Origin of the sequence: Streptomyces hesseae (assembly GCF_031845785.1) — a bacterium.
In the GTDB taxonomy this organism is placed as follows: Bacteria; Actinomycetota; Actinomycetes; order Streptomycetales; family Streptomycetaceae; genus Streptomyces; species Streptomyces hesseae.
Genome location: NZ_JAVRFI010000003.1, coordinates 333630 through 357562 on the forward strand (window position 1 = coordinate 333630; position 23933 = coordinate 357562).

General features: G+C 68.8%; 22 protein-coding genes and 4 tRNA genes. 6 read left to right on the forward strand and 20 right to left on the reverse strand.

Features of this window, described 5'->3' with window-relative positions; translation table 11 throughout:
• Position 1: 1 nt before the first annotated feature.
• From rpsL to RM609_RS07525, 10 genes are all read right to left on the reverse strand, one after another.
• Positions 2-373, reverse strand: coding sequence for a 30S ribosomal protein S12 (gene rpsL, locus RM609_RS07480; RefSeq protein WP_003948652.1), 372 nt, complete (start codon positions 371-373; stop codon positions 2-4).
• A 570-nt stretch (positions 374-943) separates the two neighbouring features.
• Positions 944-4843 (reverse strand): DNA-directed RNA polymerase subunit beta', encoded by a 3900-nt coding sequence (locus tag RM609_RS07485; RefSeq protein ID WP_311608948.1) that lies wholly within the window; start codon positions 4841-4843, stop codon positions 944-946.
• 120 nt (positions 4844-4963) lie between these two features.
• Entirely contained in the window at positions 4964-8446 is a 3483-nt protein-coding gene (gene rpoB / locus RM609_RS07490; RefSeq protein WP_311608949.1) for a DNA-directed RNA polymerase subunit beta, read from the reverse strand.
• 624 nt (positions 8447-9070) lie between these two features.
• Positions 9071-9457 carry a 50S ribosomal protein L7/L12 gene (gene rplL, locus RM609_RS07495; protein WP_126914720.1) on the reverse strand — a complete coding sequence of 129 codons (387 nt, stop codon included), beginning with the start codon at positions 9455-9457 and terminating at the stop codon, positions 9071-9073.
• A 107-nt stretch (positions 9458-9564) separates the two neighbouring features.
• Positions 9565-10095 carry a 50S ribosomal protein L10 gene (gene rplJ, locus RM609_RS07500; RefSeq protein ID WP_311608951.1) on the reverse strand — a complete coding sequence of 177 codons (531 nt, stop codon included), beginning with the start codon at positions 10093-10095 and terminating at the stop codon, positions 9565-9567.
• A gap of 364 nt (positions 10096-10459) precedes the next feature.
• Positions 10460-11176 carry a 50S ribosomal protein L1 gene (rplA, locus tag RM609_RS07505; protein ID WP_311608953.1) on the reverse strand — a complete coding sequence of 239 codons (717 nt, stop codon included), beginning with the start codon at positions 11174-11176 and terminating at the stop codon, positions 10460-10462.
• 82 nt (positions 11177-11258) lie between these two features.
• The gene (gene rplK / locus RM609_RS07510) at positions 11259-11693 is read right to left on the reverse strand and encodes a 50S ribosomal protein L11 (protein ID WP_311608955.1); all 435 of its coding nucleotides are present in this window, start codon (positions 11691-11693) and stop codon (positions 11259-11261) included.
• Between the two features lie 162 nt (positions 11694-11855).
• On the reverse strand, positions 11856-12722 hold the full coding sequence (gene nusG / locus RM609_RS07515) for a transcription termination/antitermination protein NusG (protein WP_311608957.1): 867 nt from the start codon (positions 12720-12722) through the stop codon (positions 11856-11858).
• A gap of 84 nt (positions 12723-12806) precedes the next feature.
• A complete protein-coding gene (secE, locus tag RM609_RS07520) occupies positions 12807-13091 on the reverse strand; it encodes a preprotein translocase subunit SecE (RefSeq protein WP_311609153.1) in 285 nt (94 codons plus the stop codon).
• A 105-nt stretch (positions 13092-13196) separates the two neighbouring features.
• Positions 13197-13269 (reverse strand) — tRNA-Trp (locus RM609_RS07525).
• Between the two features lie 205 nt (positions 13270-13474).
• Here RM609_RS07525 and RM609_RS07530 point away from each other — a divergent pair.
• Both RM609_RS07530 and RM609_RS07535 read left to right on the forward strand, forming a co-directional pair.
• The gene (locus tag RM609_RS07530; protein ID WP_311608958.1) at positions 13475-14707 is read left to right on the forward strand and encodes a pyridoxal phosphate-dependent aminotransferase; all 1233 of its coding nucleotides are present in this window, start codon (positions 13475-13477) and stop codon (positions 14705-14707) included.
• Positions 14708-14836: 129 nt separating this feature from the next.
• On the forward strand, positions 14837-15868 hold the full coding sequence (locus RM609_RS07535) for an adenosine deaminase (RefSeq protein ID WP_311608959.1): 1032 nt from the start codon (positions 14837-14839) through the stop codon (positions 15866-15868).
• 9 nt (positions 15869-15877) lie between these two features.
• Here the strand turns inward: RM609_RS07535 and RM609_RS07540 are convergent, their stop codons facing one another.
• The 6 genes from RM609_RS07540 to RM609_RS07565 all read right to left on the reverse strand — a co-directional run bounded on the left by RM609_RS07540 (position 15878) and on the right by RM609_RS07565 (position 18552).
• Positions 15878-16939, reverse strand: coding sequence for a UDP-N-acetylmuramate dehydrogenase (locus tag RM609_RS07540; protein WP_311608960.1), 1062 nt, complete (start codon positions 16937-16939; stop codon positions 15878-15880).
• Between the two features lie 130 nt (positions 16940-17069).
• Positions 17070-17504 carry a MaoC family dehydratase gene (locus RM609_RS07545; protein WP_311608961.1) on the reverse strand — a complete coding sequence of 145 codons (435 nt, stop codon included), beginning with the start codon at positions 17502-17504 and terminating at the stop codon, positions 17070-17072.
• Complete coding sequence (locus RM609_RS07550; RefSeq protein ID WP_189456509.1) at positions 17504-17956, reverse strand: MaoC family dehydratase N-terminal domain-containing protein; 453 nt, start codon at positions 17954-17956, stop codon at positions 17504-17506. Before RM609_RS07550 ends, RM609_RS07545 begins: the two co-directional genes overlap by 1 nt.
• A 149-nt stretch (positions 17957-18105) precedes the next feature.
• Positions 18106-18270, reverse strand: coding sequence for a 50S ribosomal protein L33 (rpmG, locus tag RM609_RS07555; protein WP_004571794.1), 165 nt, complete (start codon positions 18268-18270; stop codon positions 18106-18108).
• 86 nt (positions 18271-18356) lie between these two features.
• A tRNA-Met gene (locus RM609_RS07560) sits at positions 18357-18429 on the reverse strand.
• A gap of 50 nt (positions 18430-18479) precedes the next feature.
• Positions 18480-18552, reverse strand: a tRNA-Thr gene (locus RM609_RS07565).
• A gap of 229 nt (positions 18553-18781) precedes the next feature.
• Between RM609_RS07565 and RM609_RS07570 the strand changes: the two genes are divergently transcribed.
• Both RM609_RS07570 and RM609_RS07575 read left to right on the forward strand, forming a co-directional pair.
• Positions 18782-20050, forward strand: coding sequence for an amidohydrolase family protein (locus tag RM609_RS07570; RefSeq protein ID WP_311608966.1), 1269 nt, complete (start codon positions 18782-18784; stop codon positions 20048-20050).
• A gap of 24 nt (positions 20051-20074) precedes the next feature.
• Complete coding sequence (locus RM609_RS07575) at positions 20075-20746, forward strand: SDR family oxidoreductase (RefSeq protein WP_311608968.1); 672 nt, start codon at positions 20075-20077, stop codon at positions 20744-20746.
• A 57-nt stretch (positions 20747-20803) separates the two neighbouring features.
• Here RM609_RS07575 and RM609_RS07580 read toward each other — a convergent pair.
• A tRNA-Tyr gene (locus RM609_RS07580) sits at positions 20804-20885 on the reverse strand.
• Positions 20886-21069: 184 nt separating this feature from the next.
• On the opposite strand from RM609_RS07580, the gene RM609_RS07585 reads away from it, so the two are divergent.
• Positions 21070-21558 (forward strand): YajQ family cyclic di-GMP-binding protein, encoded by a 489-nt coding sequence (locus RM609_RS07585; protein WP_311608969.1) that lies wholly within the window; start codon positions 21070-21072, stop codon positions 21556-21558.
• Positions 21559-21666: 108 nt separating this feature from the next.
• Here the strand turns inward: RM609_RS07585 and RM609_RS07590 are convergent, their stop codons facing one another.
• Together RM609_RS07590 and RM609_RS07595 are read right to left on the reverse strand one after the other, a co-directional pair.
• Positions 21667-22059: a YccF domain-containing protein gene (locus tag RM609_RS07590; protein WP_311608971.1), complete on the reverse strand. Its 393-nt coding sequence runs from the start codon at positions 22057-22059 to the stop codon at positions 21667-21669.
• 148 nt (positions 22060-22207) lie between these two features.
• The gene (locus RM609_RS07595; protein ID WP_311608972.1) at positions 22208-22327 is read right to left on the reverse strand and encodes a SapB/AmfS family lanthipeptide; all 120 of its coding nucleotides are present in this window, start codon (positions 22325-22327) and stop codon (positions 22208-22210) included.
• 271 nt (positions 22328-22598) lie between these two features.
• Between RM609_RS07595 and RM609_RS07600 the strand changes: the two genes are divergently transcribed.
• Positions 22599-23012, forward strand: coding sequence for a hypothetical protein (locus RM609_RS07600; RefSeq protein WP_311608973.1), 414 nt, complete (start codon positions 22599-22601; stop codon positions 23010-23012).
• A gap of 15 nt (positions 23013-23027) precedes the next feature.
• Here the strand turns inward: RM609_RS07600 and htpX are convergent, their stop codons facing one another.
• Positions 23028-23903 (reverse strand): zinc metalloprotease HtpX, encoded by an 876-nt coding sequence (gene htpX / locus RM609_RS07605; protein WP_311608974.1) that lies wholly within the window; start codon positions 23901-23903, stop codon positions 23028-23030.
• Between the last annotated feature and the right edge of the window lie 30 nt (positions 23904-23933).

Consider the following 23933-nt stretch of genomic DNA (forward strand, 5'->3'; position numbering starts at 1 on the left):
CTTACTTCTCCTTCTTGGCGCCGTAGCGGCTGCGAGCCTGCTTACGGTTCTTGACGCCCTGCGTGTCGAGGGAACCGCGGATGATCTTGTAGCGAACACCCGGCAGGTCCTTCACGCGGCCACCGCGGACGAGCACGATGGAGTGCTCCTGCAGGTTGTGGCCCTCACCCGGAATGTAAGCGGTGACCTCGATGCCGGAGGTCAGGCGCACACGCGCGACCTTACGGAGCGCCGAGTTCGGCTTCTTCGGGGTGGTCGTGAACACACGCGTGCAGACGCCACGACGCTGGGGCGAACCCTCAAGTGCGGGCGTCTTGTTCTTCTCGACCTTGTCCTGCCGGCCCTTCCGGACCAGCTGCTGGATCGTAGGCACCGTTTCTCCGGTTTCTGTGATCTCGATAAAACTAACCCGGGCGTCACCGCCGACCCACGCGGTCGGGCGTGTCGAGCCCCGCACGCCCCACCGGAGGGTGGAATCAGCACAGATTTCGATGTTCCCGGCCGCTAGGTCCGTCCGGCTTTGGGCCTCTCACACGGTCTGAAGGCACGCGCGAGAGCCCAGGGACACCCCAGGCACAAGGTCAGAGCGTACCTACAGCATGGGCTGCGGTCAAAACAAATGCACACGCGGAGGACACCCCGATGTGCTGCATATGTCGCAGATCAGAGCGTCCCCCCGGCCCCGCCGGGCCCCTCCCGGTGGCTACCGGAGGCCGGCCGATACACCCCGATGGGCGCTTCGCGTGCCCTCCGTACGGGTCCCGAAGCCGCGCTCCGCGCCCTGTGGGCCCGCATCGGCCCCCGGGCCCGTGCGCTCCGCGAACGGCCCCGTGCCCGCCGTACAGGCCCTCCTCCCCGGCCGGCATGAGAGAACACCGCCGAGAACGCCGCAGGGCGGCCACCCCCGAAGGGGTGACCGCCCTGTGCGCGATCAGCTAGCGACTCACTGGTTGTACGGACCGTAGTCGTAGTCCTCCAGCGGGACCGCCTGGCCGGAGCCGGTGCCGAAGGGCGAGTAGTCGATGTCGTCGTAACCGACGGCCGAGTACATCGCGGCCTTGGCCTCCTCGGTGGGCTCCACCCGGATGTTGCGGTAGCGGGACAGACCCGTACCGGCCGGGATGAGCTTACCGATGATGACGTTCTCCTTGAGGCCGATGAGCGAGTCGGACTTGGCGTTGATCGCCGCGTCCGTCAGCACTCGGGTCGTCTCCTGGAAGGAGGCGGCCGACAGCCAGGACTCCGTCGCCAGCGAGGCCTTGGTGATACCCATCAGCTGCGGACGGCCGGAGGCGGGGTGACCGCCCTCGGTGACCACACGACGGTTCTCGGACTCGAAGCGCGAGCGCTCCACGAGCTCGCCCGGCAGCAGCTCGGCGTCGCCGGACTCGATGATCGTCACGCGGCGGAGCATCTGCCGGATGATGATCTCGATGTGCTTGTCGTGGATCGACACACCCTGCGAGTTGTAGACCTTCTGGACCTCGCCGACCAGGTGAACCTGGACGGCGCGCTGGCCGAGAATCCGCAGGACGTCGTGCGGGTTGGTGGCACCCACGGTGAGCTTCTGGCCCACCTCGACGTGCTCGCCCTCGCTGACCAGCAGACGGGCACGCTTCGAGATCGGGAACGCCGTCTCGTCGCTGCCGTCGTCCGGGGTGACGACGAGCTTCTTGGTCTTCTCGGTCTCCTCGATACGGACGCGGCCGGCCGCCTCCGAGATCGGGGCGACACCCTTGGGCGTACGGGCCTCGAAGAGCTCGACGACACGGGGCAGACCCTGGGTGATGTCGTCACCGGCCACACCACCGGTGTGGAAGGTACGCATCGTCAGCTGGGTACCGGGCTCACCGATGGACTGGGCGGCGATGATGCCGACCGCCTCACCGATGTCCACCAGCTTGCCGGTCGCCAGCGAGCGGCCGTAGCAGAAGGCACAGGTGCCGACCGCGGACTCACAGGTGAGGACCGAACGGGTCTTGACCGTCTCGACGCCGTGGGCGACGAGCTGGCCGATGAGCACGTCACCGAGGTCGACGTTGGCCGGCGCGATGACCTTGCCGTCGACGACGACGTCCTCGGCGAGCATACGGGCGTACACGCTGGTCTCGACGTCGTCCGTCTTGCGCAGGACGCCGTCCTCGCCGCGAACGGCGATCGCCAGCTTGAGGCCGCGCTCGGTGCCGCAGTCCTCCTCGCGGATGATCACGTCCTGCGAGACGTCCACCAGACGACGGGTCAGGTAACCCGAGTCGGCGGTACGCAGGGCGGTGTCCGCGAGACCCTTACGGGCACCGTGGGTGGAGATGAAGTACTCCAGCACGGAGAGACCCTCACGGAACGACGCCTTAATGGGTCGCGGGATGGTCTCGTTCTTCGCGTTCGACACCAGACCACGCATACCGGCGATCTGTCGCATCTGCATCATGTTTCCTCGGGCACCCGAGTCAACCATCATGAAGATGGGGTTCGTCTTGGGGAAGTTCGCGTTCATCGCCTCGGCAACCTCGTTGGTCGCCTTGGTCCAGATCGCGATGAGCTCCTGCGTGCGCTCGTCCTTGGTGATCAGACCGCGCTCGTACTGCTTCTGGACCTTCTCGTCCTGCGCCTCGTAGCCCTTGACGATCTCCTTCTTCGCCTCGGGAACGACGACGTCGGAGATGGCCACGGTGACGCCGGAACGGGTCGCCCAGTGGAAGCCGGCCGCCTTCAGGTTGTCGAGCGTCGCCGCCACGATGACCTTGGGGTAGCGCTCGGCCAGGTCGTTGACGATCTCGGAGAGCTGCTTCTTGCCCACCGAGTAGTCGACGAACGGGTAGTCCTCGGGCAGCAGCTCGTTGAAGAGCGCGCGGCCCAGGGTGGTGCGCAGGCGGAACGAGTCACCCTGCTGCCACTCCGGCTCACCCTCCTCGGCGACCGGGGGAACCCAGCCGCGAGGCGGAACGGTGCCGATCGGGAAGCGGATGTCGACCTTCGCCTGGAGCGAGAGCTCACGGGCGTCGAACGCCATGATCGCCTCGGCGACCGAGCCGAAGGACCGGCCCTCACCGATGACCTTGCGCTCTTCCTCGTCGGTGGTGAGGAAGAACAGGCCCAGCACCATGTCCTGGGTCGGCATGGTGACCGGACGGCCGTCGGCCGGCTTGAGGATGTTGTTCGAGGACAGCATCAGGATGCGGGCCTCGGCCTGCGCCTCCGCGGAGAGCGGCAGGTGGACGGCCATCTGGTCACCGTCGAAGTCCGCGTTGAACGCGGTACAGACGAGCGGGTGGATCTGGATGGCCTTGCCCTCGACCAGCTGCGGCTCGAAGGCCTGGATGCCGAGGCGGTGCAGCGTGGGCGCACGGTTCAGCAGCACCGGGTGCTCGGCGATGACCTCTTCGAGGACGTCGTACACCACAGTGCGGCCGCGCTCGACCATGCGCTTGGCCGACTTGATGTTCTGCGCGTGGTTCAGGTCGACCAGGCGCTTCATCACGAACGGCTTGAAGAGCTCCAGCGCCATGGCCTTGGGCAGACCGCACTGGTGCAGCTTCAGCTGCGGACCGACGACGATGACGGAACGCGCGGAGTAGTCCACACGCTTACCGAGCAGGTTCTGACGGAAACGACCCTGCTTACCCTTCAGCATGTCGCTGAGGGACTTCAGCGGACGGTTGCCGGGGCCCGTGACCGGGCGACCACGACGGCCGTTGTCGAAGAGGGCGTCGACCGCCTCCTGGAGCATCCGCTTCTCGTTGTTCACGATGATCTCGGGGGCACCGAGGTCGAGCAGACGCTTCAGACGGTTGTTGCGGTTGATCACACGGCGGTACAGGTCGTTCAGGTCGGAGGTCGCGAAGCGGCCACCGTCCAGCTGCACCATCGGACGCAGGTCCGGCGGGATCACGGGGATGCAGTCCAGCACCATGCCGCTGGGGCTGTTGCGGGTCTGCAGGAAGGCGGAGACGACCTTGAGGCGCTTGAGCGCACGGGTCTTCTTCTGGCCCTTGCCGGTCCGGATGATCTCGCGGAGGCGCTCGGCCTCCTCGTCGAGGTCGAAGGACTCCAGGCGCTTCTGCAGCGCGGCGGCGCCCATCGCACCCATGAAGTAGGTGCCGAAGCGGTCGCGCAGCTCGCGGTAGAGCAGCTCGTCGCCCTCGAGGTCCTGGACCTTGAGGTTCTTGAAGCGGCTCCACACCTCGTCGAGGCGGTCGATCTCGCGCTGCGCACGGTCGCGCAGCTGCTTCATCTCACGCTCGGCGCCCTCGCGCACCTTGCGGCGCACATCGGCCTTGGCACCCTCGGCCTCGAGCTCGGCCAGGTCGGACTCGAGCTTCTTGGCACGGGCCTCGAGGTCGGCGTCGCGACGCTGCTCGATCTGCTGACGCTCGACGGAGACGTGGGCCTCCAGCGAGGGCAGGTCGCGCGTACGGCGCTCCTCGTCCACCCACGTGATCATGTAGGCGGCGAAGTAGATGACCTTCTCGAGGTCCTTCGGGGCCAGGTCGAGCAGGTAGCCCAGGCGCGACGGGACGCCCTTGAAGTACCAGATGTGGGTGACGGGAGCGGCGAGCTCGATGTGGCCCATCCGCTCACGACGCACCTTGGCGCGCGTGACCTCGACGCCACAGCGCTCACAAATGATGCCCTTGAAGCGGACACGCTTGTACTTGCCGCAGTAGCACTCCCAGTCCCGGGTCGGACCGAAGATCTTCTCGCAGAAGAGTCCGTCCTTTTCGGGCTTCAGGGTGCGGTAGTTGATGGTCTCCGGCTTCTTGACCTCGCCGTGGGACCAGGTCCGGATGTCGTCCGCGGTCGCCAGGCCGATCCGCAGCTCGTCGAAGAAGTTGACGTCGAGCACTGTTCGTCAATCCCTCTTTCAGGGTCGTGCCCCTCGCGTTAGCGATTTATGGGCTCTACATCAGTGGTCTGGGGGTCCGGGGACGGTGGGGGCCTCTTTACGAGGCCCCCACCAGACCCGTCAGACCTCTTCGACGCTGCTCGGCTCGCGCCGGGACAGGTCGATACCGAGCTCCTCCGCCGCGCGGAAGACGTCCTCGTCGGTGTCCCGCATCTCGATGGACATGCCGTCCGAGGACAGCACCTCCACGTTGAGGCAGAGGGACTGCATCTCCTTGATGAGCACCTTGAAGGACTCGGGGATGCCGGGCTCGGGGATGTTCTCGCCCTTGACGATCGCCTCGTAGACCTTCACGCGGCCGGTGACGTCGTCGGACTTGATGGTCAGCAGCTCCTGGAGGGCGTACGCGGCGCCATAAGCCTCCAGCGCCCACACCTCCATCTCACCGAAGCGCTGGCCACCGAACTGAGCCTTACCACCAAGCGGCTGCTGGGTGATCATGGAGTACGGACCGGTCGAACGAGCGTGCAGCTTGTCGTCGACCAGGTGGTGCAGCTTGAGGATGTACATGTACCCGACCGAGATCGGGTCCGGGAACGGCTCGCCGGAGCGGCCGTCGAACATCCGGGCCTTACCGGACGGGAGCACCAGGCGCTCGCCGTCGCGGTTGGGGATCGTGGACTCGAAGAGACCGGCGATCTCGTCCTCACGGGCGCCGTCGAAGACCGGGGTCGCGACGTTGGTGCCGGCGGCGACGTCGTCGGCGCCGATCGCCTGGAGGCGCTTCATCCAGTCCTCGTCGCCCTCGACCTTCCAGCCGCGGCTGGCGAGCCAGCCGAGGTGGATCTCGAGGACCTGTCCCGGGTTCATTCGGGACGGGACACCGAGCGGGTTGAGGATGATGTCGACCGGGGTGCCGTCCTCGAGGAACGGCATGTCCTCCACGGGGAGGATCTTGGAGATGACACCCTTGTTGCCGTGACGGCCGGCGAGCTTGTCACCATCGGTGATCTTGCGCTTCTGGGCCACGTAGACGCGGACCAGCTGGTTCACGCCCGGGGGAAGCTCGTCGCCCTCTTCGCGGTCGAAGACGCGGACGCCGATGACCTTGCCGATCTCACCGTGCGGGACCTTCAGCGAGGTGTCACGGACCTCACGGGCCTTCTCACCGAAGATCGCGCGGAGCAGACGCTCCTCGGGGGTCAGCTCGGTCTCACCCTTCGGGGTGACCTTGCCGACGAGGATGTCGCCGGCGACGACCTCGGCACCGATGCGGATGATGCCGCGCTCGTCGAGGTCGGCGAGGACCTCCTCGGAGACGTTCGGGATGTCCCGGGTGATCTCCTCGGGGCCCAGCTTGGTGTCACGGGCGTCGACCTCGTGCTCCTCGATGTGGATCGAGGAGAGGACGTCGTCCTGCACGAGGCGCTGCGACAGGATGATCGCGTCCTCGTAGTTGTGGCCCTCCCACGGCATGAACGCCACGAGGAGGTTCTTGCCGAGCGCCATCTCGCCCTCGTCCGTGGACGGACCGTCGGCGAGCACCTGGCCGGTGATCACGCGGGCGCCCTCGTCCACGACGACCTTCTGGTTGAAGGACGTGCCCTGGTTCGAGCGGGAGAACTTGGCGACGCGGTAGGTGTTGTACGTGCCGTCGTCGTTGGCCACCGTGACGTAGTCGGCGGAGACCTCCTGGACGACACCGTCCTTCTCGGCCTTGATGACGTCACCGGCGTCGACCGCACAGCGGTACTCCATGCCGGTGCCGACCAGCGGCGCCTCCGCCTTGATCAGCGGAACGGCCTGGCGCATCATGTTCGATCCCATGAGCGCGCGGTTGGCGTCGTCGTGCTCGAGGAACGGGATCATGGCGGTCGCGACCGACACCATCTGGCGCGGGGAGACGTCCATGTAGTCGACGTCGTCGCCGGCGATGTAGTCGATTTCGCCACCACGGCGGCGGACCAGCACGCGGGACTCGGCGTAACGCATGTCCTCGGTGAGGGGGGCGTTCGCCTGGGCGATGACGAAGCGGTCTTCCTCGTCGGCCGTCAGGTAGTCGACCTCGTCGGTGACGACGCCGCCCACGACCTTGCGGTACGGGGTCTCGACGAAACCGAACGCGTTGACGCGACCGTAGGAGGCGAGCGAGCCGATCAGACCGATGTTCGGGCCTTCGGGCGTCTCGATCGGGCACATACGGCCGTAGTGCGACGGGTGGACGTCTCGGACCTCGAAGCCGGCCCGCTCACGGGAGAGACCGCCCGGACCCAGCGCCGACAGACGACGCTTGTGGGTCAGACCCGACAGCGGGTTGGTCTGGTCCATGAACTGGGACAGCTGGCTGGTGCCGAAGAACTCCTTGATGGAGGCGACGACCGGCCGGATGTTGATCAGGGTCTGCGGCGTGATCGCCTCGACGTCCTGGGTGGTCATCCGCTCGCGGACGACGCGCTCCATACGAGCCAGACCGGTGCGGACCTGGTTCTGGATGAGCTCGCCGACGTTGCGCAGACGACGGTTGCCGAAGTGGTCGATGTCGTCGGTCTCGACGACGATGTCCGTGCCGTTCTCACCGACGGTCTCGGCCTCGCCGGCGTGGAGCTTCACCAGGTACTTGATCGTCGCGATGACGTCGTCGACCGTGAGCACACCGGCGTCGAGCGGGGCGTCCGCGCCCAGCTTCTTGTTGACCTTGTAGCGGCCGACCTTCGCGAGGTCGTAGCGCTTCGGGTTGAAGTAGAGGTTCTCGAGCAGCGTCTGCGCGGCCTCACGGGTCGGCGGCTCGCCCGGGCGCAGCTTGCGGTAGATGTCGAGCAGCGCGTCGTCCTGGCCCTGGGTGTGGTCCTTCTCCAGGGTGGCGCGCATGGACTCGTACTCGCCGAACTCCTCGAGGATCTGCTCGGTGGTCCAGCCGAGAGCCTTCAGGAGGACGGTGACGGACTGCTTGCGCTTGCGGTCGATGCGGACGCCGACCATGTCGCGCTTGTCGACCTCCATCTCCAGCCAGGCACCCCGGGACGGGATGATCTTGGCGGTGAAGATGTCCTTGTCGGACGTCTTGTCGATGGAGGAGTCGAAGTAGACACCCGGCGAACGGACCAGCTGCGAGACGACGACACGCTCGGTGCCGTTGATGCAGAAGGTGCCCTTCGGCGTCATGAGCGGGAAGTCGCCCATGAAGACCGTCTGAGACTTGATCTCACCGGTCTCGTTGTTGGTGAACTCGGCGGTGACGAAGAGCGGGGCCGCGTACGTGAAGTCGCGCTCCTTGCACTCGTCGATCGAGTTCTTCGGGGGCTCGAAGCGGTGGTCACGGAAGGTCAGCGACATCGACCCGCTGAAGTCCTCGATCGGGGAGATCTCCTCGAAGATCTCCTCCAGACCGGACTTGGTGGGGACGTCCTGACCACTTTCCAGCGCAGCCTCGACGCGAGCCTTCCAGGCGGCGTTGCCGAGCAGCCAGTCGAAGCTCTCGGTCTGAAGCGCAAGAAGGTTCGGAACCTCGAGGGGCTCCTTGATCTTCGCAAAAGAGATGCGCAGCGGGGCGGTGCTGGCGCCGGTGTTCGTATTGGCGGTCGAGGCGTTGCGCGAGGCGGCCAAGAGGGGGTCCTTCCGAGGGCTCGGACTCACTACGCGCGTACCGGTCCCACTCGTCGCGTACGAGAGAAATCCCAGCTCAGGGGGTTTCCATCAGCTGTGCTCGAGAGTGGGCATGCCCCTGGTGACGGGCAGGGAGCAGCTAACAGGCAGCGCAAAGGGTCAGTGTAGCCACTTGGCCCACTGATGTCCAGAGCGGATTTCCGGAGACCGGTGCGATACCAATCTCTCCCTCCGGGATCCTGTTGTTCCGCATCGCCTGGCGTCCTGCCCGACGCAAGCCATGCGCGGGAAGCGCATGACGATACTTCCCGCTCCGCCTTCGATCCATGCCTCGGACGGAGGATCGATGTGGCGGCGCGCCCGTAGGACGCGTCCTGAGAATCGCGCGCGGCGTGCCGTTCGTCAAGGCCCCTCGGCCCCCGGCGGCCGCTGAAGGCGCCTTCCCGCCCTGCTGGGAGCGGGTCACCGCCCCGGTGAGGCGGCGAAGATCACCATACTCGTCTCCGGGCCGCCATGCGCGCATCCGTCCCGGGAACGCCCAAGGGCGACCACCCGTGCGGGTGATCGCCCTTGGTTGATTCCGGCCCTGGGGCCGGAGAGAGAGTCGGCAGACTCCCGAGGTACTTACTTGACCTCGACGGAGGCGCCGGCGCCCTTGAGGGCCTCGGCGGCCTTCTCCGCGGCGTCCTTGGCGACCTTCTCGAGGACCGGCTTCGGGGTGCCGTCGACGAGGTCCTTGGCCTCCTTCAGACCCAGGGAGGTCAGCTCACGCACGACCTTGATGACCTGGATCTTCTTGTCACCGGCGGCGGTGAGGATGACGTCGAACTCGTCCTTCTCCTCGACCTCGGCGGCAGCGGCGCCACCGGCGGCACCGGCAACGACGACCGGCGCGGCGGCGGCGGCGGTGACGTCGAACTTCTCCTCGAAGGCGCTGACGAACGCGGCCAGCTCGATGAGGGTCATCTCCTCGAACTGCGCGAGCAGCTCGTCCTGGGTGAGCTTCGCCATGGTGGCGGGTCCTTCCACTAAATCGGCAGGTGCCGGATGTACATGTCGGCGGGCGTACGGCCCGCTGCGATCAGCGCCTGGTGGCGCCGATCAATGCGCGAGCCGAATTACTCGGCACCGCCCTGCTCGGCGAGCTTGGCGCGCAGCGCGTCCGCAGTGCGGACGAGCTTCGTCGGCAGCGCCTGGAAGAGCGAGGCAGCCTGCGACTGCTTGCCCTTCATGGCACCGGCCAGCTTGCTGAGCAGAACCTCGCGGGACTCGAGGTCCGCAAGCTTCTTGATCTCATCGGCGGACAGCGCCTTACCATCGAGGACACCGCCCTTGATGATGAGGTTGGGGTTGTCCTTGGCGAAGTCACGAAGACCCTTCGCCGACTCCACCGGGTCACCGGTGACGAAGGCGACAGCCGTCGGACCAGCGAAAAGCTGGGCGTCGAGCTGGTAGCCGGCCTCTTCGGCCGCGATCTTGGTCAGCGTGTTCTTCACCACGGCGTACTGCGCGTTGTCACCGAGCGAACGGCGCAGCGTCTTGAGCTGCGCCACGGTGAGCCCGCGGTACTCGGTCAGCACAGCGGCGTTGGAGCTACGGAACTTGTCCGTGAGCTCGGCAACCGCGGTGGCCTTGGCGGACGTCGCCATGAGCCTCGGCCTCCTTCCGGGTGATTCGGACCGCTTAGGCGCGAGAAGGGGGCTTGGGCAAAACGAAACGCCCCGGCGCAGGCGCTCGGGGCGTGACTCGACCGCGGGGACGTAATCCTCTTACGTCTCGGCGGGAGTGCAATCCTCTTGACACCTGCGCAGGTCGCCCGCAGCTAGCGGATCCTTCGGCCGCCACACCTCCGGATAGAGGCACAGCAACGACCAGCGGTCTTTGGCTTCTCCAGGAGATTACGCGATAGGTGCGTATGGATGCAAATCGAGCCGGGCCCCGCACCTTCGAAAGAGGTGCGGGGCCCGGCCCGTACTGCTCAGAGCGCCACTACGCGCCCGCTGGAGGGCGTCCTCAGACGGCCTCCTCCTCGACGAGGAGGTTGCGGGTGCGGTTCGAGTCCAGAGCGATGCTCGGGCCCATCGTGGTGGTCAGGGTCGCCTTCTTGATGTAGCGGCCCTTCGCGGCGGACGGCTTGAGACGGTTGATCTCCTCAAGCGCCGCGGCGTAGTTCTCCACCAGCTTGGTCTCGTCGAAGGAGACCTTGCCGATGATGAAGTGGAGGTTCGAGTGCTTGTCGACTCGGAACTCGATCTTGCCGCCCTTGATCTCGGTCACGGCCTTGGCCGTGTCCGGGGTGACCGTGCCGGTCTTCGGGTTCGGCATCAGGCCACGGGGACCGAGCACGCGGCCGAGGCGGCCGACCTTGCCCATGAGGTCCGGGGTGGCGACGACGGCGTCGAAGTCCAGACGGCCCTTGGCGACCTCGTCGATGAGCTCGTCGGCGCCGACGATGTCGGCGCCCGCGGCACGCGCGGCCTCGGCACGGTCGCCGGTCGCGAAGACCAGGACCCGGGCGGTCTTACCGGTGCCGTGCGGAAGGTTCACGGTGCCACGGACCATCTGGTCGGCCTTGCGCGGGTCGACACCCAGGCGGAAGGCAACCTCGACGGTCGCGTCGAACTTGGTGGCGGAGGTCTCCTTGGCGAGACGGACGGCCTCGAGGGGGGCGTACAGGCGCCCGGCCTCGACCTTGGCGTCCGCAGCGCGGAGAGTCTTGCTGCGCTTCACTTCTGCTCCTGAAGGGTTGAGCGTGGAGTCGTGGTCCGGGCCAGCGCTTGGCCCTGCCACTGGAGAGGTCGGCGGGAGCCGATCAGCCCTCGACGGTGATGCCCATGGAACGGGCGGTACCCTCGACGATCTTCTCGGCGGCAGCCAGATCGTTGGCGTTCAGGTCGGGCATCTTGGTGGTGGCGATGTCCTGGATCTGAGCGCGCGTGAGCTTGCCGACCTTGGTCTTGTGCGGCTCGCTGGAGCCCTTGGCCACGCCCGCGGCCTTGAGGATCAGCTTGGCGGCCGGCGGAGTCTTGGTGACGAAGGTGAAGGAACGGTCCTCGTAGACCGTGATCTCCACCGGCACGACCATGCCACGCTGCGACTCGGTCGCGGCGTTGTAGGCCTTGCAGAACTCCATGATGTTGACGCCGTGCTGACCCAGCGCGGGGCCGACCGGCGGAGCCGGGTTCGCGGCACCGGCGTTGATCTGGAGCTTGATAAGCCCCGTGATCTTCTTCTTCTTGGGAGGCATTGCTCTCTCCGGGTCCTAGTGAGAGTTTTTTGCCGGCGCACAGTGCGCGCAGGCATACCGCACCACGATAACGGGTAACATGCTGCGGCCAAAAACCGAGCAGGTCAGACGGGCTATGAGCAGCCGGTCTGACCTGTTCGGAAGCGTATGTCCCGGAAGAAACTAGTTCTTCTGGATCTGGTCGAAGCTGAGCTCGACCGGGGTCTCGCGGCCGAAGATCTCGACGAGGCCCTTGACCTTCTTCGAGTCGGCGTTGATCTCGTTGATCGTGGCCTGAAGCGTCGCGAACGGACCGTCCGTGACCGTGACCGAGTCGCCGACCTCGAAGTCCAGCACCTGGACCTCGACCTTGCGGGACGGGGCCGGACGGCCCTCGGCCTCGGCGGCCTCCTTGGCGGCCTTCGCCTCGGCCTCCGGGGCGAGCATCTTGACGATCTCGTCCAGGGTCAGCGGGTACGGGTCGTAGGCGTTGCCGACGAAGCCGGTGACACCCGGGGTGTTGCGGACGACGCCCCAGGACTCGTTCGTCAGGTCCATGCGCACCAGGACATAGCCGGGGAGCTTGTTCTGGCGGACGGTGCGGCGGTCGCCGTTCTTGATCTGGACGACCTCTTCCTGCGGCACCTCGGCCTGGAAGATGTAGTCCTCGACGTTCAGCGAGACGGCGCGCTGCTCGAGGTTGGTCTTCACGCGGTTCTCGTAGCCCGCGTAGGTGTGGATGACGTACCACTCGCCGGGCAGACCACGCAGCTCGTCGCGGAGCGCGGCGACCGGGTCGACCGGAGCGGCGTCCTCCGCGGACTCCTCCTCCTCGGCCTCGGCGTCCTCGGCGTCGGACTCCACGTGCAGCGCGGCCTCCTCGGCCGGCTCGCCCGCGGCGGCGTCCTCGGCGTCGAGCTCGTCGACGTTGTCGGCGTTCTCGACGATCTCCTGCGGGGTGTCGTCGCCCTGCACCTCGGCCGAGACAGCCTCGTCAACGTTCTCCGCCGCGACGGGCTCGGCGGCGTCGTTCAGGTTCGGGTCAGACACGTGGCTGCTTCTTCCTGGCTACAAGGGGTGGAACGAGCGAATAGGCGGCACTCTACGAGGGCCGCCTTGCGCACGGGGGCCGGCTCAGCCGAAGACGTACTTGACGGCCTGCTCAAACCCATAGTCAATCACGGTCACCAGTCCAATGACGATGACAACGAAGACGATCACCACAGTGGTGTACGTCGACAGCTGGCTCTTGGAGGGCCAGACAACCTTACGGAGCTCGGCGACTACCTGCCGGTAGAACAGTGCGAGGCGGCCCAGAGGGCCCTTCTTCCCGCGCTTCCCGCCACGGCGCTTGGTGGGCGCCTCGTCCTCAGGACGACCGCTCTCAGGCGTCGCGGTGGAGCCAAGGGCTTCCGTCACTACGTCCTCACCTGAATCCCGGTCGTGGCCGTGCCGCGCCCGGGTGAGCCGCACGGCGGTGCATTTCAGTACGTACGCATGCACGCAACCTGGCGGTGCGTGTAGCAGGGCCGAAGGGACTTGAACCCCCAACCGCTGGTTTTGGAGACCAGTGCTCTACCAATTGAGCTACGACCCTTTGTGGTTCCCCAACGTACCGCATCCGCCCGGAAGCACGGTGTGCCCGGGAGCGGATTCGCCGGTGGAGGCCAACGAGGCATGAGTGTACGTGCTCCAGCGGCCGACGTCGAACAGCTATCAGCGACGACGCGCTCGGAGGCCTCCCGGCGGGGGTCCGGACAATCGGCGTGCCCGCGTTCCCACGGGTCTGGGACGATGCCCCTATGACCGCTGCGACTCCTCCCCAGTCCCCCACCGAGCGCCGGGTCTCCGCCCGCGTCGGTGCCATCTCCGAGTCCGCCACCCTGGCCGTGGACGCCAAGGCCAAGGCCCTCAAGGCCGCCGGGCGCCCGGTCATCGGCTTCGGTGCCGGCGAGCCCGACTTCCCGACCCCCGGCTACATCGTCGAGGCGGCGGTGGAGGCCTGCCGTGACCCCAGGTTCCACCGCTACACCCCGGCCGGCGGCCTCCCCGAGCTGAAGGCCGCCATCGCCGCCAAGACCCTGCGCGACTCGGGCTACGAGGTCGACGCCTCCCAGGTGCTCGTCACCAACGGCGGCAAGCAGGCCATCTACGAGGCGTTCGCCGCGATCCTCGACCCGGGCGACGAGGTCATCGTCCCCGCCCCGTACTGGACCACCTACCCGGAGTCGATCCGCCTCGCCGGCGGTGTGCCGGTGGAGGTCGTGGCCGACGAGACCACCGGCTACCGGGTCTCCGTCGAGCAGCTGGAGGCGGCCCGTACGGAGAAGACGAAGGTGCTGCTCTTCGTCTCCCCCTCGAACCCGACCGGCGCCGTCTACACGCGCGAGCAGGTCGAGGCCGTCGGCCGCTGGGCCGCCGAGCACGGCCTGTGGGTGCTGACGGACGAGATCTACGAGCACCTGGTCTACGGCGACGCCGAGTTCTCCTCGCTGCCGGTCGTCGTGCCGGAGCTGCGCGACAAGTGCGTCGTGGTCAACGGTGTCGCCAAGACGTACGCCATGACCGGCTGGCGCGTGGGCTGGATCATCGGCCCGAAGGACGTCGTCAAGGCCGCGACCAACCTCCAGTCGCACGCCACGTCGAACGTCTCCAACGTCGCCCAGGTCGCCGCCCTGGCCGCCGTGTCGGGTGACCTGAAGGCCGTCGAGGAGATGAAGGTCGCCTTCGACCGCCGCCGCCGCAAGATCGTCTCGATGCTGAACGAGATCGACGGCGTCTTCTGCCCGGAGCCGGAGGGCGCGTTCTACGTCTACCCGTCGGTCAAGGAGCTGCTCGGCAAGGAGATCCGCGGCAAGCGCCCGCAGACCTCCGTGGAGCTGGCCGCGCTGATCCTGGACGAGGTCGAGGTCGCGGTCGTCCCGGGCGAGGCCTTCGGCACGCAGGGCTACCTGCGGCTCTCCTACGCGCTGGGCGACGAGGACCTGGTGGAGGGCGTCTCGCGCATCCAGAAGCTGCTGGCGGAGGCCAAGTAGCCTGCGGCTCGCTCGCGTGGTGCGGGGGTTCCGGCCGGTGCGGCCGGAACCCCCGCATTCGTTTTCGGTTCAGCCCCCGATCAGGGAACGCGCCTTCCGATCCCTGTGCCCATGAGGCAGGATCGGGCAATGGAACGCGTTCGTGATCTCCGTCTGCTGCCCAAGGCCCATCTCCACCTGCACTTCACCGGGTCCATGCGCCCCTCGACCCTGCTGGAGCTGGCCGACAAGTACGGCGTGCACCTGCCCGAGGCGCTGAGCGGCGCGCTGAGCGGCGGCGAGCCGCCGAAGCTGCGGGCCACGGACGAGCGGGGCTGGTTCCGCTTCCAGCGGCTCTACGACATCGCGCGCTCCTGCCTGCGGTCCGAGGAGGACATCCGGCGGCTGGTGCGCGAGGCCGCGGAGGAGGACGTCCGGGACGGTTCGGGCTGGCTGGAGATCCAGGTCGACCCCACCTCGTACGCGCCCCGGCTGGGCGGTCTGATCCCCGCCCTGGAGATCATCCTCGACGCGGTGGAGGACGCCTCCAGAGAGACCGGGCTGGGGATACGGGTCCTCGTCGCCGCCAACCGGATGAAGCACCCGCTGGACGCCCGGACGCTGGCGCGGCTCGCGGTGCGCTACGCCGACCGGGGCGTGGTCGGCTTCGGCCTCTCCAACGACGAGCGGCGCGGGCTCGCCCGGGACTTCGACCGCGCCTTCGAGATCGCCCGGGAGGGTGGTCTGCTGGCCGCTCCGCACGGCGGCGAGCTCGCGGGGCCGAGCAGCGTCCGCGACTGCCTGGACGACCTCCACGCGGCCCGGGTGGGGCACGGCGTACGGGCCGCGGAGGACCCGCGGCTGCTGCGCAAGCTCGCGGAGCGCGGGGTGACGTGCGAGGTCTGCCCGGCGTCGAACGTCGCCCTGGGCGTCTACGACAAGCCGGCGGACGTCCCGCTGCGCACCCTTTTCGACGCGGGCGTGCCGATGGCGCTCGGCGCGGACGACCCACTCCTCTTCGGCTCGCGCCTGGCGGCCCAGTACGAGCTGGCGCGGGAGCACCACGGCTTCACGGACGCGGAGCTCGCGGAGCTGGCGCGGCAGTCGGTACGGGCGTCACGGGCTCCCTCCGATGTGAGGGAGCGCCTCCTGGCGGGTGTGGACGCCTGGCTGGCCGTCTAGCGGCCCCGCCTACAGGCTGACGCCCACCGTCACGGGCTCGTTCACGAGGGTGACCCCGAACGCCGCGTGAACCCCGTCCCGCACCTCACGCGCCAGCGCCAGCAGGTCCTCCGTCGAGGCCGAGCCCCGGTTCGTGAGGGCGAGCGTGTGCTTGCCGGAGATCCGGGCGCGGCCCTCGCCGTAGCCCTTGGTGAAACCCGCCTTGTCGATCAGCCACGCGGCCGACGTCTTGACCGTGCCGTCCCCCGTCGGGAAGGCGGGCGGCATGACGTCCGGCCCGAGCCGCTCGGCCACGCGGGCGAGGAACGCCTCGTGCTCGGTGACGGTGAGGATCGGGTTGGTGAAGAAGGAACCCGCCGACCAGGTGTCGTGGTCCTCGGGGTCGAGGACCATGCCCTTGCCGGCGCGCAGCTTGAGCACGGTCTCCCGGGCCTGGAGGGCCGGGACGCGGTCGCCCTGCTCGACGCCGAGGGTGCGGGCGGTCTCGGGGTACCGCAGCGGCGCGGAGAGCCCGCCCGCGTCCTCCAGCTCGAAGCGGACGCGCAGGACGACGTAGCGCGAGGGGTCCTGCTTGAAGCGGCTGTGCCGGTAGGTGAAGACACACTCGGCGTTGCTGAGGGTGACGATCTCGTCGGTGCGGCGGTCGTAGGCCACGACCTCGGTGATCGTCTGGGAGACGTCCTGGCCGTACGCGCCGACGTTCTGGATGGGGGTGGCGCCGGCGGAGCCGGGGATGCCGGCCAGGCACTCGACGCCGGCGAGCCCGGCGTCGACGGTGCGGGCGACGGCGTCGGACCAGTTCTCACCGGCGGCGAGCTCGAGGCGGGTGCCCTGGAGGCCGAAGCCGGTGGTGGCGATGCGCAGGGCCGTGCCGTCGAAGCCCTTGTCGGAGATGACCAGGTTGCTGCCGCCGCCGATGATCAGCAGCGGGGTGCCGGCGCGGTCGGCCTCACGGACGGCTTCGACGACCTCGGCGTCGGTGACGGCCGTGATCAGTCGGGTCGCGGGGCCACCGAGACGGAAGGTGGTCAGGGGGGCGAGGGGGGCGTCGTGTCGTTCCTGCACGGGCACCAGGGTACGGGGGCGCCGGCGCTGGGCCTTCCGGGTATGTGGTGGGCGGCTCGGCGCCGTGGGGGTTTCCCGCGCCTTCGGCGCGGGATTTCGCCCACCCGCCCACCCGATTGCCCGGAACGGGTGGGGCTCAGGCGAGAGCCACGACCGCGCGGGCCATGCCGAGGACCTTCTGGCCGTCGCAGACGGCCGTGAGGTCCACGCGGACCGTCCGCGCGTCATCGTCGAGCTTGGCCGCCACCTTGGCGGACACCTCGACGACCGCGCCCGTGTCGTCGTTCGGCACGACGACCGGCTTGGTGAAGCGCACCCCGTAGTCGACCACCGCGGCCGGGTCGCCGGCCCAGTCGGTCACCACGCGGATCGCCTCGGCCATGGTGAACATGCCGTGCGCGATGACGTCCGGCAGGCCCACCTCCTTGGCGAACTTCTCGTTCCAGTGGATCGGGTTGAAGTCGCCGGAGGCGCCCGCGTAGCGGACGAGCGTGGCGCGTGTCACAGGGAAGGACGCGGCGGGCAGTTCGGTGCCGACCTCGACCTCGTCGTACGAAACTGTGGCCGCCATCACGCCTCCTCGGCGGCGCGCGCCACCAGCTTCGTGTGCGCGGTCACGACGTGTTCGCCGGCCGCGTCGTGAACCTCACCGCGGACCAGCAGCACATCGTTGCCCGCGAGCGACTTGATCGACTCGATCGTGGACGTGACCGTCAGCCGGTCCCCCGCCCGCACCGGGCGGGTGTACGCGAATTTCTGGTCGCCGTGCACCACTCGGGAGTAGTCCAGCCCCAGCTGCGGATCCTGGATGACCAGTCCGGCGGCCTTGAAAGTGATCGCAAACACAAAAGTGGGCGGAGCGATCACATCGGGGTGGCCGAGCGCCTTGGCGGCCTCGGGGTCGGTGTACGCCGGATTGGCGTCGCCGATGGCCTCGGCGAATTCGCGGATCTTCTCCCGGCCGACCTCATAGGGGTCGGTGGCCGGATAGGTCCGTCCGACGTAGGACTGGTCGAGCGCCATGGCCCGGCACCTCCTGAGTGGACTGGTCCTTGAGGGGACTGGAATTTCTTTGCGTCATGGGCCGGGGTACGGCCCGGGACACAAGTCGGAATATGCCACGAGGCCGCCCCCAGAACCTGGGGACGGCCTCATGAACGACCTGTGCGCTGTTAGCGCGTCTCGCGGTGCGCCGTGTGGGCGTTGCAACGAGGGCAGTGCTTCTTCATCTCAAGTCGGTCCGGGTCGTTACGCCGGTTCTTCTTGGTGATGTAGTTCCGCTCCTTGCACTCCACGCAGGCCAGCGTGATCTTCGGGCGGACGTCGGTGGCAGCCACGTGAGTGCTCCTTGACGGAATGGACGAATACAACGCATAAAAGAGTAGCCGATCGGAGGACCGACCCCACAATCGGCTACTGTGTGTAGCGGCGACCGGACTTGAACCGGTGACACAGCGATTATGAGCCGCTTGCTCTACCGACTGAGCTACGCCGCTTTGATGAGGTTGGCTCCCCCGTCCGAAGACGGGAGAACCTCTCCCACCAGAGCCCCAAAACGGAATCGAACCGTTGACCTTCTCCTTACCATGGAGACGCTCTGCCGACTGAGCTATTGGGGCGAGCGAGGAAGACATTACACGGTCTGCGGCCGAAGGTGAAATCCGTATGCGGCCGCCCCTGCCAGGGCGTTCTTCCCGGCCGTCACCGGCGTGGCCGCCGGCGCCCTCCCGGCCGCCCCGAGGGCCACACCAGTACGACTATTCGGCGGTTCCGCCGACCGGCTCCGTACGCGGCCTACGCTCGAACCGCTGCGTGATCATGCCCGCCCCGGCCTACCGGAGGATCGTGATGCCCGACAGTCAGCCGCAGCCCGCGAGAAGCCCCGACGGCGACGCCGCCGCCCCGCCGCCGGGCGAGGGCGCGCTGGTGCTCTGCGGCGCCCGGCTCGCCGACGGGCGCGTGGTGGACGTACGCCTCAGCGGCGGGCGCATCGAGGCCGTCGGCACGGCGGGCAGCCTGGCCCCCGGCCCGCGCGTCGACCTCAACGGCTATCTGCTGCTGCCCGCGCCCGCCGATCCGCACGCCCACCTGGACACCGCGCTCACGGCCGACGTGGACGGCCCGGTGCCGCACGGCGTCGAGGACGTCCAGCGCCGTACGACGGAGGCCGCCCTGCTGCAACTGGGCCACGGCGCCACCGCAGTGCGCACCCACGTCCGCGTCGGCGACGTGGCGGGGCTGCGCGCCCTGGAGGGCGTCCTGGCCGCGCGGCGCACGCTGCGGGGGCTCACGGAGCTCAGCGCGGTGGCCGTGCCCCGGCTGCTGACCGGCGCCGCCGGGGCCGACGGGCTCGCCATGCTGCGGGACGCCGTCGGGATGGGCGCCACCGTCATCGGCGGCTGCCCCGACCTCGACCCCGACCCCACCGGCTACGCCGAGACCGTCCTCGCCCTGGCCGCCGAGCACGGCTGCGCCGTCGACCTCCACACGGACGGCGCCGAACCGGCCCGGCTGGCCCGGCTCGCCGCCATGGCGGGCGGGCTGCGCCCCGGCGTGGCCGTCGGCCCGTGCGGGGCCCTCGCCCGGCTCCCCCGGGACCAGGCCGCCCGCGCGGGCCAGCAGCTGGCGGCGGCCGGGGTGACGGTGGTCTGCCTGCCGCAGGGCGACTGCGGGGTCTCGGGCGGGGCCCGGGGCGGCGGCTCGTGGTGCGCGCCCGTACGGCTGCTGCGCGCGACGGGCGTCAGGGTCGCGGCGGGCAGCGGCGCCCTGCGCGACGCCGCCAACCCCGTGGGCCGCGGCGACCCCCTGGAGGCGGCCTACCTGCTCGCCTCGCACGGCGAGCTCGCCCCGGAGCAGGCCTACGAGGCCGTCAGCGGCCGGGCCCGCGCGGTGATGGGCCTGCCCGAGGTCCGGGTGGAGGCCGGCTTCCCGGCGGAGCTGCTGGCCGTCCGGGGCCACGCCGTCGCGGGCGTCCTGTCGCTGGGCTACAGCCGGCTCGTCGTCCACCACGCCCGGGTCGTCGCCCGGACCAGCGCGGTCCGCGAGTACGGCGACGTCCAGGCCACGGTGGCCCTGGACCTGCCCCGGCAGTCGCCGCGCGGCGGGGACCCCTCGTGAGGGGCCGCCGCGTACGGTCGGATCATGCGCATTGTCATCGCTGGAGGACATGGTCGGATCGCGCTGCGGCTGGAGCGGTTGCTCGCCGCGCGCGGTGACGAGGTGGCGGGGATGGTCCGCCGCCCCGGGCAGGCGGGAGACCTGCTGGCGGCGGGCGCCGAGCCCGTCGTGTGCGATCTGGAGACGGCGTCCGTGGCGGATGTCGCCCGCCATCTGGAGGGCGCCGACGCGGTCGTCTTCGCGGCCGGCGCGGGCCCGGGCAGCGGGGCGGCCCGCAAGGAGACCGTGGACCGGGCCGCCGCGGTCCTCTTCGCCGACGCGGCGGAGGCGGCGGGCGTACGGCGCTTCGTCGTCGTCTCGTCCATGGGCGCCGACAGCGAGCCGCCGGAGGGCACGGACCCGGTCTTCGCCGCCTATCTGCGGGCCAAGGGCGCCGCCGACGCTGACATCCGCTCCCGGGCCGGGCTCGACTGGACGATCCTGCGCCCGGGCCGGCTGACGGACGAGCCGGGCACCGGCCGGGTGACGCTGGCGGCGGGCTCGACGGGCCGGGGCGACGTGCCCCGGGACGACGTGGCGGCGGTGCTGGCGGAGCTGCTGTCCGAGGACGAGCGGGGGGCCGTGGGCCTGACGCTGGAGCTGATCGGCGGCGACACTCCGGTGACGGAGGCCGTGAAGGCGCTGGGTACGGGCTGAGGCGGGCCCGGAAACGAAAGAAGCCCCTGATCTTCGCAGATCAGGGGCCTCATTCCGTGGCGGCGCCAGGATTCGAACCTGGGTAGGCTAAGCCGACGGATTTACAGTCCGCTCCCATTGGCCACTCGGGCACACCGCCATGGGTCGTCACCTCGGTCGCTCTTTCGAGCGCTCCGTGGCAACGACGTAAACAATACCCGATGACCTGGGGTGCTCCGCCACTCGGTTCACAGCCCCTCGATCGGCCCCCGGGTGACTAGGCTGGCCACGCGACCCTCCGGTCGCGTCCCCTGACGGATCTACGCACGAGGAGCCAACTCAATATGGCCGACTCCAGTTTCGACATCGTCTCGAAGGTCGAGCGGCAGGAGGTCGACAACGCCCTCAACCAGGCCGCCAAGGAGATCTCGACGCGCTACGACTTCAAGGGCGTCGGCGCCTCGATCGCCTGGTCGGGCGAGAAGATCGAGATGCGTGCCAACTCCGAGGAGCGCGTGAAGGCCGTTCTCGACATCTTCGAGACCAAGCTGGTCAAGCGCGGCATCTCCCTGAAGTCCCTGGACGCGGGCGAGCCGCAGGTGTCCGGCAAGGAATACAAGCTTTTCGCGTCCATCGAGGAGGGCATCTCCCAGGAGAACGCGAAGAAGGTCGCGAAGATCATCCGCGATGAGGGCCCCAAGGGCGTCAAGGCCCAGGTCCAGGGCGACGAGCTGCGCGTCTCCTCCAAGAGCCGCGACGACCTCCAGGCCATCATCGCCCTCCTCAAGGGCAAGGACCTGGACTTCGCGATCCAGTTCGTGAACTACCGCTAGTTCAGGACCACATCGCGCGCCGGAACCCGAAGGGGGCGCGTCAGGAGCGGCTTCCGCCGCCGCTCCTGACGCGCCCCCTTTGCCGTCGCCCCTGTTGAGCGCCTGCGACTATCGCGTCGCGAACGGCGCGTCCGTCGGGACGATCTCCCGGCCCAGCGGCATCAGCGAGATCGGGATCAGCTTGAAGTTGGCGATGCCCAGCGGGATGCCGATGATCGTGCAGCACATGGCGATACCGGTGACGATGTGCCCCAGCGCCAGCCACCATCCGGCGAAGATGATCCAGATGACATTGCCGATCAGCGACCCCGCGCCCGCGTCGCGCCGCTCGACCGTCGTCCGGCCGAACGGCCACAGGGCGTAGCCGGCGATCCGGAAGCTCGCGATACCGAACGGAATCGTGACGATGAGGACGCAACAGATCAGACCGGCGACGACGTAGCCGAGTGCCATCCAGAGCCCACAGAGGACCAGCCAGATGATATTCAGGATGAACCTCATGATTTATAGCCTCCCACGTGACCGATTCTCCGGCGAATGAGACGTCGGAAGGGGCGCGTACGGTTGCCGCTTCCGCAGGTGGGAGGCCCTGAGCGGACCCCTAGGGGGTGAGTCGGGGGCATCCGGAGGCGATGCCCCCGCACGTGCGTCAGTCGTCGCCGTCCCCACAGAGGAGGAGGCTGGCGTCGCTGTTGTCGCTGGCGCCCAGGTCCAGCCGTCGGGCCGTGCCGATCTCGGGTTCCATGCCTTGCAGATCGAGGAGCACCATCGCTTGTCGCCTCCTGCTTCCGGTACCGACCGGGTTTCTATTCCCTTATGGGGTTACGGCGTTGTGCGCAGTCACGTCAACTGGTCTGCCGTATCGGCTACTTGGGGATGACGTGGGCCGTATGGGGGACGGCCCACGTCGCGACGACGCGTGTCGTGACCCTTCCGGCGCAGCCCAGCGCGCCGTGGGGTCCGGGGCGTGGTCATGTGGCTGGACCGGACGTTCCACGCGGACGTACGGCCAGGACGACAGGACGAGGAGCCGGAGCCCCATGCACACGTACCGAATCGCAGGACTGGCGGTCGCGGCGGTGGCGGTCGTCGCCGTCAGCGCGCCCAGCAGCGCCCGTGCCGCCGTTCCCGCCGACATCGACGTCCTCGGATGCATGGCCGGGGGTGGCGACGTCGGCGTCCCCGACGACGATCTCGGGCTCCTCGACGGGGACTTCGGGCTGATCTGCAGGGGCGGTACGTACGACGGCCAGCCGGTCGACATGGCCGGCAAGGGCGGCGGGCGGGGCGACCGGCCGTCCCCCGGCCACCGTCCGCCATCCGGTGGCCACCGTCCGCCGTCCGGTGGTCACCGGCCGACTCCCGGGCACCTGCCGGGCCTCGGTGACCGGCCGGACAACGGGCATCTGCCGGGCCTCGGCGAGCGGCCGTCCGGCGGCCACCACCGCTACTGAGCGGTCTTGTCGCGCTCAGGCGCCGAGCCGGCCGGCCGGGCCCGCCATCCGCTCCAGTCGCGCGATGCGCTCCGGCATGGGCGGGTGCGTCGAGAAGAGCTTCGACATGCCCTCGCCCGGGCGGAACGGGTTCGCGATCATCATGTGGCTGGCCGTCTCCAGGCGGGGCTCCGGCGGCAGGGGCAGCCGCTGTGTGCCGAGCTCCAGCTTGCGGAGGGCGGAGGCCAGGGCCAGGGGGTCGCCGGTGAGGCGGGCGCCGGAGGCGTCGGCCTCGTACTCGCGGGAGCGGCTGACGGCGAGCTGGATGAGGGAGGCCGCGATGGGGCCCAGCAGCATGATCATGATCATGCCGACGATGCCGGGCCCCTCGTCGTCGTCGGAGCGCCCGATGGGGATCAGCCAGGCGAAGTTGACCAGGAACATCACCACCGAGGCGAGGGCGCCGGCCACCGAGGAGATGAGGATGTCGCGGTTGTAGACGTGGCTGAGCTCATGGCCGATGACGCCGCGCAGCTCGCGCTCGTCGAGGAGGCGCATGATGCCCTCGGTGCAGCAGACGGCGGCGTTGCGCGGGTTGCGGCCGGTGGCGAAGGCGTTGGGGGCCTCCGTCGGGGAGATGTACAGCCGGGGCATCGGCTGACGGGCGGCCGTGGAGAGTTCGCGGACCATGCGGTAGAGGTGCGGGGCCTCGAACTCGCTGACGGGCCGGGCCCGCATCGCGCGCAGGGCGAGCTTGTCGCTGTTCCAGTAGGCGTAGGCGTTGGTGCCGAGGGCCACGAGGACGGCGACGATCAGGCCACCGCGCCCGAACATGCTGCCGATGACGATGATGAGCGCGGACAGGCCCCCGAGGAGCACGGCTGTCCTGAGCCCGTTGTGCCGGCGGTGCACGGTACGCCCTCCAAATGGTGCGGCAGGGGA